Raw genomic sequence first — 20663 nt, forward strand, 5'->3', positions numbered from 1 at the left:
CTCAGAAGAGAATGATAATTATTTTCAAAAAAATTATACCACACTCAATTTCTCTTGTACTATACCCTTTTGCTTCATATTTATTAACATTTCGCTACAATTCTATTTCAATTATTGTCATACTGTATTCGTTTGCCATTCTCATCCATTTCGCTTACAATAAACAGTAGCAAATAAAGAATCTCGTTATCACTGGGGGAGCCATGCCGCTGAGAGGGAACACTTCGTTCCGACCCTTCGAACCTGTTAGTTAATGCTAACGCAGGGATTGTGCAAACGTCCGAAATACATACCTCTTTTTTATTTACGTATTTCGTATCCTCCTATGATATCTATTCTTTTTTGTACAACTTGGATTTAGGGGGAGACAACATGCGTAACACCAATTTACAAGCGATGATCGAATCTGCAATTCTTGCAGCCTTCGCTCTGGTCATCGACATTTTACCATTATCAATTAAACTTCCAACAGGCGGTTCCATCTCATTTGCAATGATTCCTATTTTTATTATCGCATACCGCTGGGGCTTCAAAATGGCTTTCTTAGGAGGCTTAATTTGGGGATTATTACAAATTGTCGTAGGCGATGCCATTATCGTCACACCAATTCAAGTACTCATTGAATACTTCGTTGCTTTCGCATTCATTGGATTTGCTGGTTTATTCTATCGTCCTATTCAAAAGGCACTTTTAACAACCAATGAAAATAGTGAAGAACAATCCAATTTAGGTAGCCGTAAAGACAAACCTTCTTCAAAACAAAACGAAGGAAAAAAAGTTATTGGTTACATTATTGTTGCTACATTTATTGGTAGCTTTGCTCGCTATTTCTGTCACTTTATTGCCGGTATTATTTTTTGGGGACAATATGCACCGAAAGGTCAATCAGCTGTCCTATATTCATTAATTGTAAACGGTAGCACAATGATTGGTTCCTACATTCTATGTACCGTTTTACTTATATTTTTATTCCTTACTTCACCACGCTTATTCAAAAGCATTACTGCTTATCAACTAAACTCAAACAAAAAGAGCGCTTCATGAGCGCTCTTTTTTTCATATCGTAATATCAATTAAAAAAACAATAAATGCACAAAAGAAAATAAATACCATTATACTTAACCAATTGCTATGCACGGTTCATCGACTCCTTACATAACCTCATTTTCTAACCAGATTATATCGCTTAAAAATAAAGATTAGGTAAAGATAATATGAAAATAAATTAAAAAAAGCGTAGTATATATCATCTACGCTTTTTTCGATAAGTAGAAATAAAATAATACACCATCTTCTGTATTCTTTACTCCATATTCAACTTCATGCAGTTCTAAAATATTCTTTGAAATAGCAAGCCCAAGACCTGTTCCACCTTGCGAACGCTGACGAGCTGCATCCACACGATAAAAACGATCCCAAATTTTATCTAACTGCTCTTCTTCAATGTGAGTACCTTTATTTTCAATACACACTCTTATACGATCTTTCTCATCTATTGTAGAAATAATAATATCCTCTTTATTTGGTGTATAACGTATGGCATTCGTAATGAAATTCACAATGACTTGTTCAATCCGGCCTTGATTTGCCATCACTTCAAATGGACCTATATTTTTATGAACACGAAGTTCTTTTTTCTCTATTTCTACAGAAAGGTGTTCACATATATCTTCAATTACTGTATCGATATAAAATGAATCTATTTTCATTTTATATGTACCTGACTCAAATTTAGCTAACTCAAGCATATCCAAAATTAACGTATCCATTTTATCTACTTCTCGTTCCATCGCTTGAAAATAGTACTCTTTTTTATGCTCAGCTACCCCGTCTTTTAAAATAGAAATACAGCTTTTCATAATACTCAGCGGTGTTTTTAATTCATGTGAAACACCAGAAATGAATTCTTTTCGCGTTTTTTCTAACTTTCTTTCCTTTTCAATATCTTCTTCTAGCTGTCCAATATGCGAATGGAGTTTATTCGATAGCACATTAATATTTTTCGATAAATCCCCAATTTCATCTTTTGAAGTAATCGGTATTTTTTCTGTAAAATCTAATTGTGCTATTTTCTTCGTCGTATCATTTATTTTTAATAACGGTTTTGCAATTTGTTTTGAATAATAAAACGAAGCTAAAAAAATAAGAACGACTACAAATGCAATGATATAGATGTAGTAATCTTGCACCATTTGTACAGCTTCATCTACGGGCTGTAAAGAAGCCATCGCATAAATATATGTTACTGATCCGTCTTTTTCTTTTATTGGTTTGATTAATAATTTATATTTAATATCATTTTTTTCATAGTCCATTGTTTGTGTTGCATACTGTATGTGCTTGCTCTCTTTTAATAATAAATCTGTTTGAAATTCTTTTATGTTATCTAAGAATATACTATTTTTATAAATTGGATTTACAAGACCTTTTACATCTGGAAACTGTACTTTCGTAACAAACCCACCTATGTAAACATCTGGTTCTTGGGCAGCTTGCTCCTGAACAGCCGGCTTCTTTTCCTTACCTACTTGTTCCTCAGCTGCTTTCTTTTTCTCCTCATCTAATTTACTCATTTTCTCCTTAAATGCTTTTTCTAACGGTTTATTAGATCCGCTTAAAGTCTGCTTAGATAAAGAGAAAGCGAATGGAATAAAACTATCTTCTTTTTTCACTCCAGAAAAAGAAATTCCTTGGCCTAGAAAATGATCTGATAATTTATTATCCATCTCTTCTATATTGACGAGATTGTATAAAGGAATTTTGAATATTTGTTGTCCAAAGCTCTTTTGTTGCCTACGATCTATCGTTACCTCAAAATAAAAATCATCTGCATGCTTTAAATTCCCGTTCTGATCTAATGTCGTAATCCACGTATTATTTTCTCTTAAAAAGTCTTGCTCCAGCTTCTGAATTCCTTCTGCACTTCCTGCATAGTTCAAATAATTCTTTTCGAAGGAATTTAAATTCACTTTAATATCTTCCACTTTTCGATTCGCGTAATATTGTTTAAAAAATATCGTTTGTCCAATAAAAATCGTCGCTAAAATCAACATGCATAACGCTGTTGTGAGAGTAAATAATTTTAGTACAATTCCTTTCCTCATATGTTCCCCTCAAATTTATATCCCGTTCGTACTACAGTTGTAATGTACTTTGCTTTCTCTCCTAATTTATTTCTCAAATTACGAATATGGCTATTAACCGTTCGATCATCACCTGCAAACTCGTATCCCCAAATTCTTGAAATTAATTGCTCTCTTGTTAGGACAATTCCTTGATTTTTCATGAAATACACTAATATTTCAAACTCTGTATGTGTTAATGTAATATTTGCTCCATCAACAGTAACAGTACGTGACGGAAAATGGACATGAATGCCATGAATTGATAACGTATCATCTTCATTCTCTAAAGGTTTCTTTGTTACTTTTCTACTTTCTAACAGCCTTTTCGCTCTTGCTAATAAAATGGGCGGACTATACGGCTTCGTCACATAGTCATCTGCCCCGAGTTCAAATCCAAGTAACGTATCATCTTCATCTACACGCGCCGTCAGCATAATAATAGGAACCTCGGATGTCTTACGGATCCTTCGGCAAACAGACCATCCATCAAGTTCCGGCAACATAATATCTAAAATAACTAAATCAACCTCTTCTTCCTCAAATACAACTAAAGCTTCTTTCCCATCCCTCGCTTCAAACACTACATATTGCTCACTCAAAAAATAATCTTTTAATATTTCACGCAAAATATCTTCATCTTCCACAATTAAAATGTTTTTTGACATAACTGATGTATCCCCCTTCCGCTTTCAGAAACTACAACTTCATTTTGAATAACTAGCCTTTAACTTCGCCTCGATAATATATCTATCTGGTGCATCCCCTATATAATCAAATGGATAGCAAGTCGTTAGTGTTAGTATCGGTTCTTCTTTTTTTATAATAACAGTACGATCATCCGCGTCGGTAATCCATATCTTTTGAATTTCGTATGTGTAAGTTTTATTATCATACTCTAAAACAAGAGTGTCTTTTTCTTTTAACTCTCCTAAATCTGTAAATACAGTATCCCGGTGCCCACTCAGTACCGTATGCCCCCCTCCAGATGGCGTTGTCGTTAAATCACTAACGAACATTCCAACTCCTTTCTTCAACGTTGTCTCATCCGCTCCCCAGTATATAGAAAACTTCTTCTTTATTTTCGGTATATTTAACAGTGCAACCTTTTCTCCTTCTTTATGTTCTGTTTGAGAAGAGGGTACTGGGGAAGTTACAGGTGTTTCGTAAGAAAGTTGATTATGTTGTATATTTTCAAGGCTCTTTAATTCTTCTTTCGTTAATTGTTGAGCAGAGCTTTTTCCTTTATACCATTCCATAGCGTAATATGCTCCCGTGAATAGCCCTATGGCCATCAATATGATACCGATATAATTGAGTAATTTCATGTTCATCCCTCCATGCCAAAAATGGTAGGAATAACCTACCATTTTTAATATATGAAATTATTCCATTCTTTATAGGACAATATTTTATTTACGCCTTAACTTTATTGCGACGATTCAAACCAAATAATGTCCCTATCCCTACAAGACATGCACTTAGTGCCATCATTGCTACATTATTGGATGCTGTGTTTGGTAATTTTTCACCTTGTACAGCTGGCTTCGCTACTTCTTTTTTTACTGCACCATTTTTTTGTTGTACTTGTGCTGCTTCTTTTTTAGCCATATCGTTTTTTAACTGTTCTTGCGCTATTCTCTTTTTCTCTTCTTCACTTTTTTGCTGTTCCTTAATTGCTTCTTCTTTTTTAGCTTTATCTTGTTGCACTTGCGCTTCTTCTTCCTTCGTTACTGTTCCAGTATCCGCACTCGCTACTGAAGAATACCCTACTGTTAAAAGTGCCATTGCACAAATTGATAATAGTCTCTTTTTCATCTTCATTCTCTCCTTATATTTTATTCACATCAACTCGCATCGGATGTATTACTAGAATAAACAAGAGATATAAATATAAGATGCAGATGAAATATATTTCATTTAAAGATTTCATTTTAGAAAAATAAAAAAACATCGCAATATATACGATGTTTTTTCGGGTGTGTGTCTCAATATTTACATGTTACTTTCGCGTGATTTAGAAGTAGAATGGGCCGGAGCGATAACTAATTGTCTCGGCTCAGTTTTCTTTAAGTGATTTTTGACGTTACACTTACGACGTTGAACAACCCACGCTTTAATAGGGTTTGTCAAAATAATCTTTTGCTCTTCGTTAGGGGTCTCTTCTTCAAACCTACAACTCTCGCTCCATTTATTCCATTTCATTGTAAATTTAGAAGAAGAATGATCGTCTTCTCGATCAAACAAGTGCAAAAAATCCATTTCGCCAGCTAGCATTACGGTGTTGCTAGTTGCTAAAAAAGAAAAGGTCGTCCAACGTTTCTCCATGCCCTCCTACTCCTTTTTCACATATAGAGTGCCTAAAACTTAATTTACCTAAAATATGCTTACCTTTTACCTTACACCTATATTTTATCCAAAACACTACTATGCAACTATCGATTTGCCTTACAACTACCTTACATTTTTGTAAGAAACAAAAAACCTTCACTCTCTATACGTGAAGGTTTCTCATTTCTTATCTATATGATCTTTCATATGATCCACTCCAGCTTCTTGTAGCTGTGACATCATACCGTGGGAAATTGCGCCTAATACTAAAGTCATTCCAATTAGTGAAATCCGAATCGCTGGTACATCAATTATGTAAGCCAAACTGCCAAGAACAATTGTTAAAAACAATGCTTTTATAAATGTTGCACTTGTATACTCTTTCTTTCTCATCATAATCACCCTTCTTGGAAGCGTTTTCTTGATATAATCAGTATATCATATCATCTGACTATTTTGTGGGGATTTCTGTAAAAAACTTATATCTTCTTTGACTTTTCCCTTTCTTTCCTTTACAGTCGAAATGTTCACAAGTTTTACACTGTAGGAGGACTCCAATGAATATTGAAATAAAAGACACTTTAATTTCTGAAGAACAATTACAAGAAAAAGTAAAAGAACTAGCACTTCAAATTGAACGTGACTTTGAAGGAGAAGAAATCGTAGTAATCGCTGTATTAAAAGGCTCTTTCGTATTCGCTGCTGATTTAATTCGTAACATTAAAAACGATGTAACGATCGACTTTATTTCTGCATCTAGCTACGGAAATCAAACAGAAACAACTGGAAAAGTAAAACTATTAAAAGATATTGATGTAAACATTACTGGAAAAAACGTAATTGTCGTAGAAGACATTATCGATTCTGGTTTAACACTTCACTTCTTAAAAGATCACTTCTTTATGCATAAACCGAAAGCATTGAAATTCTGTACGTTACTTGATAAACCTGAGCGTCGTAAAGTGGACTTAAAAGCTGAATATGTTGGCTTCCAAATTCCAGACGAATTTATCGTTGGCTACGGTATTGACTGCGCAGAAAAATATCGTAACTTACCATTTATCGCTTCAGTTGTAACGGAATAATATAATAGAATAAACTTCCACCATCAATTACTGGTGGAAGTTTATTTTCTATCACGATTCGTAAAAGACAAAGGGAGAGAATAAAAATGACAAAGACAAAATTTGAAAAAGTACTCCTCATCGTAAATCCAAAAGCTGGACAAGGCGACTTACATACAAATTTAACGAAAATCGTACCACCTCTTGCCGCAGCTTTTCCTGACTTACATATCCTTCATACGAAAAAGCAAGGTGATGCAACAAAATATTGCCAAGAGTTTGCTAGTAAAGTAGATTTAATTATCGTCTTTGGTGGTGACGGCACTGTATTTGAATGCACAAATGGCTTAGCACCTCTTGAAACTAGACCTACACTTGCAATCATTCCAGGCGGAACTTGCAATGACTTCTCTCGCACACTCGGCGTTCCGCAAAACATTGCAGAAGCAGCAAAACTCATTACAAAAGGACATATAAAACCAGTTGACGTCGCAAAAGCAAACGGACAACACTTCTTAAACTTCTGGGGCATTGGACTTGTCTCTGAAGTATCAAACAATATCGATGCAGAAGAGAAAGCAAAGCTTGGGAAAATTGGTTACTATTTAAGCACCATTCGAACTGTCAAAAATGCTGAAACATTTCCAGTAAAAATTACGTACGATGGACAAGTATATGAAGACGAAGCCGTCCTTGTTATGGTTGGAAACGGTGAATATCTTGGCGGTATCCCGTCCTTTATTCCGAACGTAAAGTGCGACGACGGAACACTTGATATTTTCGTCGTAAAATCAACCGGTATTCAAGCGTTTAAAGATTATATCGGAAAGAAACTATTTGAAGACTCAAATGAAAATGACATCTTCCACGTAAAAGCGAAATCCATTCATATTGAAACAGAAGAAGAAAAAGAAGTAGATACAGATGGAGAAAGCTCGCTTCATACACCTTGTCATATTGAATTATTACAAGGACACTTTACGATGATTTATAATCCTGCGGTTGTGTAATACCAAAAGACGAGCTAAAATGTTAGTTCGTCTTTTTTCTTAGAAAGGTTTTAGTCTACTCTTTCATTTTTAATATGAGTTTTCGTAATCAAACTCCGCCCAATTTTTCCAGTGCGTATTAGCATTCTTATTTACAATAACACTTGGATCTTTCTTCTCTATTGCAGCGGCTACTGATTGGAAGAATTCATTTTCACTTACTTTCTCATCTTCAACATGTTGCCATTCTTCCGTTTCATACGCTACTTCCCAATCACCTTCTAAACCGAACTCTTCTAAAATTTCTTCTTTGTCCCACCATACTAATTTTCGAGCTTCGTCATTAGTCGCAAGCATACGCAGGAAATCTCTTGGATAAGACTCTGTCGTTTTTACTACTATTCCATTATTCGCGTAATCCTCTTCAGTAAATTCATATTCAAAATGATGATCATGAATTTTCACACTACCGTTATGAATATCAGGTATAAATTCACCTTCGTTATCAAATAATTCATACTCTCCATCATTTAACTGCAAAATACCATCATCACCAATTGAATGATTCACTCTATCACCATATACTTGAATATCATTACATACACCTAATGAACCCACTCCAACAACTTGAAACACCATTAACCAATCCTTATTAGATTTAAAGAAAAGAGAGAATTTCACTTGCGAAATATCTATATATTCATTATCAAAGGCAGGAAATTCATAATTACTTTGTTTTTTATCTAATATATTTAAAATATCTTTTTTCATATGTATCACCTTTTCCTCAATATAAACAAAATAGTTTTTTCAATTTCACTAGAGTATACCATAGACATACTTGCCTTTCATTTTCTAATAATATTACTAAAAAATAGTAGAATGGCTGGTTTGCATGCCCTAGTAATTTTTAGATACAATGAAGGTAAGAGGCAACCTGACATAAGGGAGAGGGAAAGCTGTGTTCAACCAACAGTTAGTTAATTTACGCATTGATTTTGCATTTAAACAATTGTTTGGTACGAATGGTAGTGAAGATATTCTAATTGCATTTTTAAACGCTATGTTACAAGAGTCTTTAGATTCGCCCATTGCTTCTCTACAACTAGAAGATCCACATTTACATCGGGAATACGAAGAGGATAAGTTATCTATTTTAGATATTTCAGCGACATTAAACACAGGAACAAAAGTAAATGTAGAAATACAGCTCAATAATAATCACGATATGATGAAACGTAGTTTATATTATTGGGGAAAATTATACACATCCCAATTACAAAAAGGCATGCCTTACAGTTCGCTTCATAAAACCATCACCATTAATTTATTGAACTTCATAATGTTTTTAGATCACAAAGAATTTCATACAGCGGGCACATTATGGAATACACAACAACAGAAACTCTTGAGTGATGACATAGAAATTCACATTGTAGAAATTCCAAAGTTAACAAAACAATGGCATGAAGAAAAAGTAAATCCGTGGAAAGATCCATTTGCTCGTTGGCTTTTATTGCTTTCAGCAAATGAGGATAAGCACTTAACTAAAACATTGGAGGATATTGCTATGAACCGAGATCCTATTTTACAAAAAGCAATAAACAAGTGGGAACGTATGAGTCAAGATTCCTCTTTCCGACAAGCCTATGACGCAAGAGAAAAGGTTTTAATGGATGAAGCTGCAAAATTCGCCCATGCAGAAAAAGAAGGTATGAAAAGAGGCTTGGAAAAGGGCTTGGAAAAGGGCTTGGAAGAAGGTATGGAAAAAGGCTTAGAAAAGGGCTTAGAACAAGGTATAGAAAAAGGGCGAAAAGAAGGGGTTCAACAAGGAAAAATTCAAATGATTAAAAGTATGCATGATCTTGGTATACCACTTGAAACAATTGCTAAGGCAAGTAAATTAAGTGTGCATGAGGTTGAACATATTTTAGAAAATAAATAATGATAAAAAGGCGAAAGAGATCATAAATTTCATTATGTTCTCTTTCAGTAACAGAATTCAGTATAGATACATTTTCTTAAAAAGAAATGCAATAATCACAAAAAGCCTGCAGTTGTTACACTGCAGACTTTCAAATGTTTAATAAATTGATTAAGCTAAATATGCTTGTTGTAACGCCTTTAAACCATCTTTATAAATTCCATGGAATAGATTAATTGCCTCTTCATCAGTAACCTCTACAGGAGTGAAGCTACCAGACCATTCAACTAATGATGTATTAGCATCTTTACCTTCTTTAACACGGATTGTAGATAAATAATTCGTCACAGGGAATGGTGCTTGCATAATTGAATACGTGTAGTAGCGCTCTTTCTCATTAAATACTTCTAAACGCTCTACGATCGCATCGCCATCAGGATTAGCTAAATGACGTACACGTCCGCCTTCAGTTACTTTACTGCTAGGGATATATGGTAACCAATCTGGAAGTGCATCAAAACCTCCAATTAATTTCCATACTTGCTTAGGTGAAGCTGGAATTTCAATAGATGTAATAGTATTTGCCATTTTAATTACTCTCCTTTTTATTTAACGTTAATTGGTAGTGGTGCATTAACTGCAACTAATTTTTGTTCACGCATTTCTTCCCAGAACGCTGCTGGAATCACTGTTTTCAATGCAGCTTGGTCTTCTGCAATTCGTTCCGGTTTACTTGCACCAGGAATAACAGCTGCAACCGCTGGGTTAGCCAGTGAAAACTGTAAAGCAGCAGCTTTAATGCTGATTCCATGACGATCTGTAAGGTTTTTAATTTTATTAACTTTTTCAATGATTTCTGGTGACGCTTTTTGGTATTCGAAATGAGTACCTCCCGCAAGAACACCTGAGCTATATGGTCCACCAACAACAATGTCCATATTGTTTTTTACAGCTGCAGGCATTACGCGTTCTAGCGCACGCTCGTGGTCTAATAATGAATAGCGACCAGCTAATAAAGATACATTTGGTTTTGCTTCTTCTAAATCCAACATAAGTTCAATTGATTCTACTTTGTTTACTCCAAGGCCCCAGCCTTTAATTACACCTTCATCACGTAATTGAGTAAGTGCACGGAATGCTCCTGTTCGAGCAATTTCAAATTGTGAAATCCACTCATCTCCATAAAAATCTTGTGCTACATCATGAATATAAACAAAATCTAAACGATCTGTTTTTAAACGTTTTAAACTATCCTCAATAGAACGAAGAGTTGCATCCGCACTGTAGTCGTTGATAATTTTATTTTTACGACCAAATTCGAAAAGTCCGCCTTTTTCACCTAAATCACGTGTAGATGGATCTTCCAATTCATCTGAAATAATTCGACCTACTTTTGTACTTAAGAAGTAATCATCACGATTTCTTTTCGATAATGCTTCACCAAGACGAATTTCTGCTAAACCAGATCCATAAAGTGGAGCTGTATCAAAGTAACGAACACCATTCTCCCAAGCAGCATCCACTGTTGCGATTGCTTCTTCTTCCGGAATATTACGGTACATATTACCTAGTGGTGCCGTACCAAAACCAAGTGTACCTTTTAATAAATCTTTCATTTAAAATCTCCTCCTAAAATCTATTTAAAAATGATGAATGGATATTAATTAATGTGACAAGGGATGACTGATCAAAGCACGATAGTTATTAAAAATAACGTAGATGCTTTTTAGTTCCACACTACTCATTTCCCTCTCACGTATGTAATTATGTCTTATCGGCAACACAATAAAAAGTACGCACTTTAAAGTGTTATAGATACTAATAAGTAACAATTTTATGTGTCAACGTCTGTAGCTTCAAAATAAAATTATTAAAAATGATTTTATTAAAAAAATCCCCTATTCTTGCGGAGGTAACTGTAGAAATTATGAGCGGAACATAGAAAGTTGTTATTATTCATTCAAAAAAGGCCACAACGAACTGAAATATGTTCATTGTGGCCTTTTTATCTTCTTTAAAATATTACATTACATTTCGAACAAAATGGAGCAGCATTCCCTCTTCGGATTTTCTCATTACATTTTGGACAATATACATATCGCTCTTCTATCTTTTCTCGTTCTATCATATGTAAAGATACTACCCTCATACTGCACATAATCCCAATTAATATAAGACTAACAATGAGTAGCATACCTCTCACTCCTCCCCTTTAAATTTTACCATAAAATAACAAACCCGATTCTCTCATCAAGAATCGGGTTTATATTTACAATCCTAACTTTGCCTTCGCACCGTCAGGAATTATTTCTTCTTCTATTTGTACCTTATCGTGCACAGACTTTCCTCTCGTAATTACATGCCAGTATGAACCTTTTTGCAATGTATCCACTCCATCAATTGTTATCTCTTTTTCGTTTCCATCCTTATCATATGTGTTCACTGTGTATGCACGGCCTTTATTTCCATCTAAATCTTTTCCATCGTTATCAATTACCGCGTAACGATATTCTAAATCAAGAAATGGGTTCATTCTATCAACTGCAGGGCTCCCATTTAATAAATATGCCGCTCCTGCCACAATAACAAGTACTGCTCCAAAAATAAATCTTTTCATCTATATTCCGCCTTTCATTATGTTTTCTTTAAGATGTTTCTCAGTATAGGGCGTATTTCTTAATAAAAACTCGTTTGATTTCTTAATATTTTCTTAAACTAAAAGTGAAATATTAATTAGTAAGCTCCAAAAACGAAAAAGTTACTTTTCACACTATCATTGACAAAATTACACTTATAGTGTAATTTTACACCATAAGAAAAAAGGAGCTGCATTATGGATAAACAAGAATTTATTGAACTCGTTAATTCAAAATTAAAACTCATCCGTGTTGAAAATGATTTATCACAAGATAAAATGTCAGAAATTATTGGTTTATCGAAGAAAACATTAGTGGAAATCGAAAAAGGAAGACGCACGCTAACATGGGCAGGCGCAGTTTGTGTCGTAACACTCTTCGAACAGAGCGATACAGTCCAGATGACATTTGGGGATGATGTGAATGAAATTATAAAAACAATCGCTTTTACACATTACAATACGAACTTCCCGAAGACGTTAGGAGGAAAATTGTGGTGGCGACAAATAAAAGAATTAAACGGTTATCAAATTCAACAAAATATTTTATCTCAACATTATCGAATTTTAGATAATGAAGACCGCAGAATATGCCATTCATTCGAATTGGATGAAATTGAACAAAGATTTATGGAAATGGCAAAAACATCTCAATAAAGTGAAACTTTAATCAGTGGGGTTTTACTGTCCACTGTCCGTTAATGCGGGATAAAATAAATTCCGGAGTGTAATTCAAATGCAAAAACAAACAAATATCACTATTTTAAATACGTTAATCATCAGCACGTTAATACTCAATTTATTTATTTTCACATCAAGAATGAGCTTTTTACCTTGGTATATTGAAGATGGATGGGGATATTTAGGATTATTATTTACATCCTTTATTTTCTTGCTTTGCTTCTTTCAATCTTCGAAGCTTCATAAAAATGGAAAGTTAACTATGCTACAAAAGTTCATTCCACTTGCTTCTGCCATACTTTCAATCTTTGTTCTTATCACTCCATCAAGTGATTTTATGACTGTATTAGCTAATCTAATTAATACAACCATATTAACAATTTATATAACTGTATTTCAGACAACACCTAATGTAAGTAATAAGGAGCTATCACATTAAAAAGGAGAGTTATTTTACAAAATAGCTCTCCCTTTTATATGATCTCAATAAACATAAACCTATCTTCTATTTATTTACTTACTCATCACCGTACTTCTTCTTTGCTTGTACAAATATGCACCACCCGCAACAGCAAAAACAATCCCGCCAAAATACACGCCATACTCTATTGCGATCGCTACAATACTTTCAATATGTTGTCCAAATAAAGAACCGAGCACAAAGTAAACGAGTGTCCAAACAAATCCTGTCGTATAGGAATACAAAGCATACATCTTAAATGACATGTTATTCATTCCAACTAAATACGGTACGATATGTCGCACGACTGGTATGAAGTAACTTGTGACTAACGCATAATGACCATACTTCTCTACCATTTGTTGAGATTTCAAAAGATATTTCGCTTTTTTCTTTTTCATTAGCTTATCAAGTATTTTTGTACCAAATATTTTCCCTAATATATAACCTAGCGATAGACCAGATACAACGCCTAAATATGTTAATAAAAATGCTGGAATGACACTTAATATCCCTAGTGAAGAGACAAAACCACCGCTCATTACGATCATTTCATCTGGAATTGGCATACCGATAATCCCTAACCATAAACAGAAAAACAATGCCCAATAACCGTATTGTTCAATATAAGATAATAATTCATGTAATTCCATTATGCATATGTTCTCCTTAGCTCTTTTTTACAGCTAAAGATGTACGCTGGTGGGAAATTAAGCCACACTTTTTCTAGCGTAATTTCAGGAAAGAAATGCTGTATAAATCCTTTTTTCACTAGTGAATATTGAAATGTAATAAATTCACCTTTCTCATGTATCGCCTCCATTACATTGTTTAAAATACGCTTTGAAACTTCTTCTGGTAAAGAAGTAAAAGGTAATCCCGATAAGACGTAATCAACGCATTCTATCTGTAATTCTTCCATATACTTCTTTATATTTTCAGCTGAACCGTGTACAACAATGACGTTCTGCTCATCTTTAAACTTTCTCTTTAACTCTTTGCAAAACACTTCATTAATTTCAATAAGAAGAAATATTGTTCCCTTCTTCTTTCTCTTCATAATTTCTTTCGTAAAAACACCTGTACCAGGCCCTAACTCTACAATGCACTCCGCTCTATTAAAATCAATTACATTTACCATTTTCTTTGCTAATATTTTTGAACTTGGCGCAATTGCACCAGTATGTTTCGGATGTTTAATAAATTCATGTAAGAATGTTATGAGTTGCATGTAAACCTCTCCCCATTCGTTCAATAGTTTTAACTTGTTTCTAAGTATAACTATCGTTTCTTAACAAAAATTGAGGAGATTTCTTAAGATTTTATGAAGAATGAAACATTTCTTATTCCATATATAAATACCTCTTTTATATTTATTAATTTGGTATAATAGATATAAAAAGGGCTTTTATGGAAGGTACCATCGCTACGTCTATTTTCATACAACATCTGCGGAATTTAATTTGTAAATCACCTTTCATTCATCTCCAATATATGTAATTCTTTTCATGTGAGCGAAAAAATTCTAATAATAAGAAATTTATATTTTATAGAAACAAATGTAGATCTAATTAATATTTCGTATTTCAAAACTATTTAAAAGGAGAAGCTAATGAATAATTCCATCAACCTACAGCACTTATGCGATCTTATACATAGAACGTTTCATGTTCCTGTTCAATTTCTATCTACTGATAAAAAAATTGTATATGAATCTACTTCTCATACGATTGGTAGTCCGTTTTATTCTTCTAAAGAAGAACATCTGAATGAAATTTATCAAGAAAACGCCCCTCGTAATTTTCCAATTTTCAAAGGGAATAAGTATCTTGAGAATTTTATTAGCATCCATATAACAGATCATGAACATATAAAAGGAACGATTATAATCGGCCCTACTACTTATCCAAAAGTATCAGATGAGATGGCTATTAAACTTATGAAATATTTCAACTGTCATAATAAAATGCAGCAAGGAGTAGACTACTATCAATTTCTACCCGAGATTAAAAAAAGTACGCTAATTGATATAAGTATTTGGTTACATTACGTAATCTTCAATGAAAAATTAGATCACGATATTGTTTGGGAAAAAAATAAATTGCTCGAAGATGTTTCTTATAAAATCGTAAATCCTGATCTATACATTTCAAAACGTCGCCGGCATGATCCGCAAAATTATGATATATCATTGGAACGTAAATTTTTTTCAGCCATTAAAGAAGGCAATAAAGAAAAAGTCATACAATATGCGTATTCCTTCCCACAAGAAGATGCGGCAATTTCATCCAAAGGAGATCAACTGAGAAACCAAAAAAATAACGGTATTATCGCAATTACACTAGCTGTTCGATATGCGATAGATGGTAATCTTCCATCAGACATTGCTTTTTCACTTGGTACTTTATATATCCAAACGATTGAAAAGCTAGATAACATGTATTCCGTAAATAGATTAATTGAAGATGCATTATGTACTTTTGCAGAACGTGTAAAAGAATATAATAATCAAGCATATTCTAATTCCATTACTACGTGCCTAAATCACATTCACAAACATATTTACGATGAAATATCTCTTAATGACCTTGCTAACCTTTTACATATTTCCCCTACTTATTTATCAAAATTGTTTAAAAAAGAAGTGGGAATTCCTTTAATTGAATACATCCAGAGAGAACGGGTAGAAGAAGCTAAAAAGTTATTAACATTAACGACCTATCCATTATCAGATATTTGTGCTTGGCTTAATTTTAATGACCAAAGTTATTTCACAAGAGTCTTCAAAAAAATTACTAGTATGACTCCTAGACAATATCGGGAAAATCATACTGTTATATAAAGTGAAACTTTAATCAGCCCTCACCAATCGGGCTTTTACGGGCAGCCCGACAAATAGCGGGATAAAAACGCTTTCTTAATAAAAGGTGAGATAGGTTTCTTACTAGCTCACCTTCTTCAACCCGATTTATTCTCCTTCATCCCAACTCACCTTAATAAAGTTTTAATCCTCTTCAAAAAAGTACAAGAATGACAAATAATTACTATAAATAAGTTAATGAATTTGATAATTTTTTAGTACTAAGCAAATTCGGCTTCCAATCATACATAATAAAACGAACATAAGGTACTTATGAATGATCAGTAGTAGCTATTACTGATTAACCTTCCTATATAGAAAATATATTGTTAGGAGAATAGAAAGCATGAGTAGTACAAAAATATCAAAATCGACTGACATGAAAGAATCGCGAAAAGTATCGCCATACGATGATAGAGAAAGAATTGAAGACACTTTATTACGCTCATTCATTTCAGAAAAAGAAATATTGATCACTTATTATAAAGATGGTTATTTTCCTACAAGTTATATGACTGTAATTGAATTAAACCCTTTGAAACGTTCTTTAATATGCATAGATGCCTTTGACCGAAAACATACTTTTAGTTTCATCGATATAATCGATGCGCGTTAATTATTTCTATAAAACAAAAATAGCCATTCACCTCATAAAAATTAGGTAAATGGCTATTTTATTTTCTTATAGCTTCACTTATTATTTCGCACTTACAATCTTATAATAAGAACGAACTGTTAAGAAGTAATATCCAATATAAATGACGCCGTATACTCCAATACTAATTAGAAGCGGAATCATGATTTCATATGGTAATATGTTTGCCAAACCTTTTAGTGCAAACAAACTGTGTAAAATACCGATAATTAACGGAATAGCAAAGATAAAGCTCACTTGTTTTGCAATAGCTCTCTTCATCTCTTGCTTCGTTACACCAATTTTATGAAGAACAACGTAACGATCACGGTCAGCACTTGCTTCTGTAAGCTGCTTGAAGTAAATGATTGAGCCTGTCGCTAGTAGGAAGACTAATCCTAAAAATAGTCCGATGAACATCATTAAGCCTGTCGTTTCAAGCCCCATTTGGAATCCTGTATAGAAATCATTAAATGGTTTTAAAACTTCTGATTCACCAGCTGGCATAACGCTTGCTAATTTCGCTGTTAACTCTTTACTATTTCGCTCACCTTTTACATCAATATTTTTTACAATGCGCGTTTCGTTTACTTGTTTCGCTTGCTCATATGTTTGATCCGGAACGATTACAAATAGTTCATTTAAGTTTGTAACACTTCTACTATTTACACCTTTAATCTTTAACTCTTTTGATTCATTTCCGACAGGGAATACAGCTGTATTTCCTGTGTAAAGAGGACCAAAATCAAGATTTTCAATATATAAGCTATCATATACAAAAGCTTCATTCACACTTAAATTTACAGGTTCTACATCTAAATGTTTCGCAAGTGCATTAAAGTTTGATTGAGAAATAAGCTCGTACTGCTTCGTAATATTATAGTGCGTGTTCAGCACTTGATCCGCTCTTGCACCTTTAAATGTTCCTTTCACAGGAATCATTTCAACTTCTGCTTCATATGTCACTGGATGATTATTCTTCTCTCCAGCAAGTATTTCATTTACTTTTTTATCTAATGCTTCATCTTTCTTCTCATAAGAATAACTATACGGCGCAGCCACCTTTGATTGTGTAAATGTGTTGTAATACATCGTAACTGACGTACCAACCGCTGTTAATGTCACTGCACTTAAAATAGCAATTGTCGCTAGTGATTTCGAGTTTCCTTTAATGCGATATAGTAGTTGCGATGTCGTTACCATATTCATACCGTTATAAAATGCTGACTTATTATTTCTTGCTCGCTTCAATACAAATACTGTGAAGAACATAAACAATAAATAAGTTCCTGCTACTGTCGCTAATAAAATGTATAATGCGACGACCATAAAGTCTGCATACATAACTGCTTTCATGTACATTAACGCTAAGAAATAACCTGAACCGATTAAGAAAACTGAAATTAATGCCATAATGACAGAGCCTTTTGGCATTGCTTCTCCTTCACGTTCTGCGCGGAAAAGTTCAATTAACTTAAAGCGATAAATTAAACGATATCCTTGAAGTGATGTATATAAAATAATCACAAAGAAAATAATTGCTGTATCAATAACGGCAGCCATCGGTACTTCAAAATGAACATTTAGGTTTAATCCCATCATGCTTACTAGCAGTTCAAGGAATAATTTTGAAAGGACACTACCAATCGCAATCCCTATAATTAAAGACATTAATCCCATTAACATATTTTCATAAAAGAGCATTTTACCAATCTGTTTTTTACGAATACCTAATAAGGAATATAGTCCAACTTCTTTTTTACGTTTTCTTGTAAAGAAACCGTTTGAATATATAATGAACACCGCTACGAATATAATTAGCATGACACTAGAAACTTGGAACGCTCCACTAATTTTTTTAGAAGCTTCCGCTGCTTTTTCCATTTGTGAATTATATTGCAGTGCTTTAAATGTAAAGTAAATAACAATACTAAAAATCATAGATGCAAAATATACAAAGTAGTCTTTAAAGTTCCGCTGTATGTTGCGGAGGGCAATGCTAGATAAGGTCATCAGCCATACCTCCGGAAATAGAAGACATTACGTCAACGACTTGTTGGAAGAATTGTTTACGCGTTAATTCACCGCGATGTAATTCTTTATATAACTCACCATCTTTAATGAAAATAACTCGTTTACAGTAACTCGCCGCAAACGCATCGTGCGTTACCATTAAAATTGTAGAGTTATCATATTCATTTAACGACTTCATACTTTCAAGTAAATCTGTCGCTGATTTAGAATCAAGCGCTCCAGTTGGCTCATCCCCGAAAATCATGCTTGGATTTGTAACAATCGCACGCGATGCTGCACAGCGCTGTTTCTGTCCACCAGATACTTGATATGGGAACTGACTTAAAATATGATCAATACCAAATTTCTTTGAGATTTCAAGAACGCGGCGATCAATCTCATTTGCTTTCACTTTTGATAACGCAAGAGGTAACGCAATATTCTCTTTTACCGTTAACGTATCTAATAAGTTATAATCTTGGAAAATGAACCCTAAATGATCGCGGCGGAATAACGCTAACTTATCATCATTCATCTTCACGATATCTTTTCCATCAATTAAAATTTCACCGTTCGTCGCATTGTCAATTGTAGAAAGAACGTTTAGTAAAGTCGTCTTACCCGAACCAGAAGGTCCCATAATTCCAACGAACTCACCTTCTTTTACTTGTAAGTTAATACCTTTTAACGCTGCAAATTTATTACCACCCGTGTCATACACTTTTTCAATATTTTTTGCTTCTAACACTGTTTTCATCTCGACATCCCTCATTTCTTCTATTCTCTATTTTCAACTATATACACTCTCTACTCTTGCCACTATCGATGTTTCTTACACAAACATGACAGTTATGTAAGACGCATAAGTAAAGATATAAAAATTTAACCTACTGAACAAAAGTACTTTGTTACTATAACATTGGGATATCATACCATCCATTCATTCTCCTTACAGGAACATTACAATTTTGTAAGGTTAAAAATGTACCCTACAAAGTTGTGCATGAAATGTCGGATGGAGCTATTTTGTTCCTGCTATTCTATTTAACAAGGAGGTCATCGTATGGATTCACTTAAAAACATGAATGCAGCAATGCAGTATATTGAAAACACCCTAACAGATGAAATTGATTTTAAAGAAGCCGCAAAAATAGCTTACTGCTCTGAATATCATTTCAAAAGAATGTTTTCTTTCCTAGCTGGCATATCACTGTCAGAATATATTCGCTGTAGACGTCTTACTCTTGCTGCTTTTGAACTAAAAAACAGCGATGCAAAAGTCATTGATGTCGCTATAAAATATGGGTACAACTCACCAGATTCTTTTGCACGTGCCTTTCAAAACTTGCACGGCATAACGCCTTCAGAGGCCCGAAATAGTAGTCATTCTTTGAAAGCTTATTCACCAATGACCTTCCAGTTATCGATTCAAGGAGGAAACGAAATGAACTATCGAATTGAAAAAAAAGAACCATTTCGAATTATTGGTATTACAAAACGCGTACCGATTGTATTTAACGGTGTAAATGAAGAAATTGCTTCTATGTGGAAAAGTTTAAATCCAGAGTCCATTCAAACGTTAAAGTCCCTTTCAAACATGGAACCGAATGAAATCATTAGTGCTTCTACTAACTTTTCTGAAGGAAGAATGGAGGAAAACGGAGAACTCGATCACTATATTGGAGTAGCTACAACGAAAGATTGTCCAGAGCAATTCGCACAACTTGAAGTCGCAGCTTCAACATGGGCCGTATTTGAAGCTGTCGGTCCATTTCCTGAAACATTACAAAATGTATGGGGACGCATTTATTCCGAATGGTTTCCTTCCTCAAACTATGAACTAGCGGAAGGACCAGAAATATTGTGGAATGAACAGAAAGATTTAACTTCTCCAAGTTTTAAAAGTGAAATTTGGATACCGGTGTTGAAAAAGAGATAAAAAATAAAAGC

The 20663-nt window shown here is 33.9% G+C and carries 24 protein-coding genes and 1 riboswitch; of the genes, 9 read left to right on the top strand and 15 right to left on the bottom strand.

Annotation, left to right across the window (positions count from 1 at the left end):
* Positions 1-184 precede the first annotated feature (184 nt).
* Positions 185-286, top strand: a riboswitch (TPP riboswitch).
* An 86-nt stretch (positions 287-372) separates the two neighbouring features.
* Complete coding sequence (gene thiT, locus J0835_RS23675; protein ID WP_087982615.1) at positions 373-1044, top strand: energy-coupled thiamine transporter ThiT; 672 nt, start codon at positions 373-375, stop codon at positions 1042-1044.
* A gap of 206 nt (positions 1045-1250) precedes the next feature.
* Here thiT and J0835_RS23680 read toward each other — a convergent pair whose 3' ends face one another.
* The 6 genes from J0835_RS23680 to J0835_RS23705 form a co-directional block, all read right to left on the bottom strand.
* The gene (locus tag J0835_RS23680) at positions 1251-3104 is read right to left on the bottom strand and encodes a sensor histidine kinase (protein ID WP_087982617.1); all 1854 of its coding nucleotides are present in this window, start codon (positions 3102-3104) and stop codon (positions 1251-1253) included.
* Positions 3101-3790 carry a response regulator transcription factor gene (locus J0835_RS23685; RefSeq protein WP_087982619.1) on the bottom strand — a complete coding sequence of 230 codons (690 nt, stop codon included), beginning with the start codon at positions 3788-3790 and terminating at the stop codon, positions 3101-3103. The genes J0835_RS23680 and J0835_RS23685 overlap by 4 nt, the downstream gene beginning before the upstream one ends.
* Before the next feature lie 39 nt (positions 3791-3829).
* Positions 3830-4450, bottom strand: coding sequence for a class D sortase (locus tag J0835_RS23690; protein ID WP_087982621.1), 621 nt, complete (start codon positions 4448-4450; stop codon positions 3830-3832).
* A gap of 88 nt (positions 4451-4538) precedes the next feature.
* A complete protein-coding gene (locus tag J0835_RS23695) occupies positions 4539-4940 on the bottom strand; it encodes an LPXTG cell wall anchor domain-containing protein (RefSeq protein WP_087982622.1) in 402 nt (133 codons plus the stop codon).
* 177 nt (positions 4941-5117) lie between these two features.
* Positions 5118-5450: a hypothetical protein gene (locus J0835_RS23700; protein WP_063224330.1), complete on the bottom strand. Its 333-nt coding sequence runs from the start codon at positions 5448-5450 to the stop codon at positions 5118-5120.
* Between the two features lie 183 nt (positions 5451-5633).
* Positions 5634-5849 carry a hypothetical protein gene (locus J0835_RS23705; RefSeq protein ID WP_140386912.1) on the bottom strand — a complete coding sequence of 72 codons (216 nt, stop codon included), beginning with the start codon at positions 5847-5849 and terminating at the stop codon, positions 5634-5636.
* 161 nt (positions 5850-6010) lie between these two features.
* Between J0835_RS23705 and hpt the strand changes: the two genes are divergently transcribed.
* Together hpt and J0835_RS23715 are read left to right on the top strand one after the other, a co-directional pair.
* Complete coding sequence (gene hpt / locus J0835_RS23710) at positions 6011-6538, top strand: hypoxanthine phosphoribosyltransferase (RefSeq protein WP_076541017.1); 528 nt, start codon at positions 6011-6013, stop codon at positions 6536-6538.
* Between the two features lie 86 nt (positions 6539-6624).
* The gene (locus tag J0835_RS23715) at positions 6625-7527 is read left to right on the top strand and encodes a diacylglycerol/lipid kinase family protein (protein WP_087982624.1); all 903 of its coding nucleotides are present in this window, start codon (positions 6625-6627) and stop codon (positions 7525-7527) included.
* 69 nt (positions 7528-7596) lie between these two features.
* Here the strand turns inward: J0835_RS23715 and J0835_RS23720 are convergent, their stop codons facing one another.
* On the bottom strand, positions 7597-8277 hold the full coding sequence (locus J0835_RS23720; RefSeq protein WP_087982626.1) for a DUF7003 family protein: 681 nt from the start codon (positions 8275-8277) through the stop codon (positions 7597-7599).
* 190 nt (positions 8278-8467) lie between these two features.
* Between J0835_RS23720 and J0835_RS23725 the strand changes: the two genes are divergently transcribed.
* Positions 8468-9451, top strand: coding sequence for an Rpn family recombination-promoting nuclease/putative transposase (locus J0835_RS23725; RefSeq protein WP_087982628.1), 984 nt, complete (start codon positions 8468-8470; stop codon positions 9449-9451).
* Positions 9452-9601: 150 nt separating this feature from the next.
* On the opposite strand, the gene J0835_RS23730 is transcribed toward J0835_RS23725, so the two are convergent.
* The 4 genes from J0835_RS23730 to J0835_RS23745 form a co-directional block, all read right to left on the bottom strand.
* A complete protein-coding gene (locus tag J0835_RS23730) occupies positions 9602-10018 on the bottom strand; it encodes an SRPBCC family protein (protein WP_087982630.1) in 417 nt (138 codons plus the stop codon).
* Positions 10019-10035: 17 nt separating this feature from the next.
* Positions 10036-11046, bottom strand: a complete 1011-nt coding sequence (locus J0835_RS23735) for an aldo/keto reductase (RefSeq protein WP_087982632.1) — start codon at positions 11044-11046, stop codon at positions 10036-10038.
* Between the two features lie 398 nt (positions 11047-11444).
* Positions 11445-11624 (bottom strand): hypothetical protein, encoded by a 180-nt coding sequence (locus J0835_RS23740; protein WP_087982634.1) that lies wholly within the window; start codon positions 11622-11624, stop codon positions 11445-11447.
* A 75-nt stretch (positions 11625-11699) separates the two neighbouring features.
* On the bottom strand, positions 11700-12047 hold the full coding sequence (locus J0835_RS23745) for a YxeA family protein (RefSeq protein WP_087982636.1): 348 nt from the start codon (positions 12045-12047) through the stop codon (positions 11700-11702).
* Between the two features lie 216 nt (positions 12048-12263).
* On the opposite strand from J0835_RS23745, the gene J0835_RS23750 reads away from it, so the two are divergent.
* The gene (locus J0835_RS23750) at positions 12264-12722 is read left to right on the top strand and encodes a helix-turn-helix transcriptional regulator (protein WP_087982637.1); all 459 of its coding nucleotides are present in this window, start codon (positions 12264-12266) and stop codon (positions 12720-12722) included.
* 79 nt (positions 12723-12801) lie between these two features.
* Positions 12802-13185, top strand: a complete 384-nt coding sequence (locus J0835_RS23755; RefSeq protein WP_087982639.1) for a hypothetical protein — start codon at positions 12802-12804, stop codon at positions 13183-13185.
* A 74-nt stretch (positions 13186-13259) separates the two neighbouring features.
* On the opposite strand, the gene J0835_RS23760 is transcribed toward J0835_RS23755, so the two are convergent.
* On the bottom strand, positions 13260-13859 hold the full coding sequence (locus tag J0835_RS23760) for a DedA family protein (RefSeq protein ID WP_087982641.1): 600 nt from the start codon (positions 13857-13859) through the stop codon (positions 13260-13262).
* Positions 13859-14437: a class I SAM-dependent methyltransferase gene (locus tag J0835_RS23765; protein WP_087982643.1), complete on the bottom strand. Its 579-nt coding sequence runs from the start codon at positions 14435-14437 to the stop codon at positions 13859-13861. The genes J0835_RS23760 and J0835_RS23765 overlap by 1 nt, the downstream gene beginning before the upstream one ends.
* A gap of 381 nt (positions 14438-14818) precedes the next feature.
* Between J0835_RS23765 and J0835_RS23770 the strand changes: the two genes are divergently transcribed.
* Positions 14819-16048 (top strand): helix-turn-helix domain-containing protein, encoded by a 1230-nt coding sequence (locus J0835_RS23770; RefSeq protein WP_087982645.1) that lies wholly within the window; start codon positions 14819-14821, stop codon positions 16046-16048.
* Between the two features lie 364 nt (positions 16049-16412).
* Positions 16413-16682: a YolD-like family protein gene (locus J0835_RS23775; RefSeq protein ID WP_087982647.1), complete on the top strand. Its 270-nt coding sequence runs from the start codon at positions 16413-16415 to the stop codon at positions 16680-16682.
* A gap of 81 nt (positions 16683-16763) precedes the next feature.
* Here the strand turns inward: J0835_RS23775 and J0835_RS23780 are convergent, their stop codons facing one another.
* On the bottom strand, positions 16764-18713 hold the full coding sequence (locus J0835_RS23780) for an ABC transporter permease (protein WP_087982649.1): 1950 nt from the start codon (positions 18711-18713) through the stop codon (positions 16764-16766).
* Positions 18700-19470, bottom strand: coding sequence for an ABC transporter ATP-binding protein (locus J0835_RS23785; protein WP_000859653.1), 771 nt, complete (start codon positions 19468-19470; stop codon positions 18700-18702). Before J0835_RS23785 ends, J0835_RS23780 begins: the two co-directional genes overlap by 14 nt.
* A 306-nt stretch (positions 19471-19776) precedes the next feature.
* Between J0835_RS23785 and J0835_RS23790 the strand changes: the two genes are divergently transcribed.
* Positions 19777-20652, top strand: a complete 876-nt coding sequence (locus J0835_RS23790) for an AraC family transcriptional regulator (RefSeq protein WP_087982651.1) — start codon at positions 19777-19779, stop codon at positions 20650-20652.
* The last annotated feature ends 11 nt before the right edge of the window (positions 20653-20663 follow it).

Source organism: Bacillus cereus group sp. Sample62, from assembly GCF_036851315.1.
Lineage (GTDB): Bacteria > Bacillota > Bacilli > Bacillales > Bacillaceae_G > Bacillus_A > Bacillus_A wiedmannii.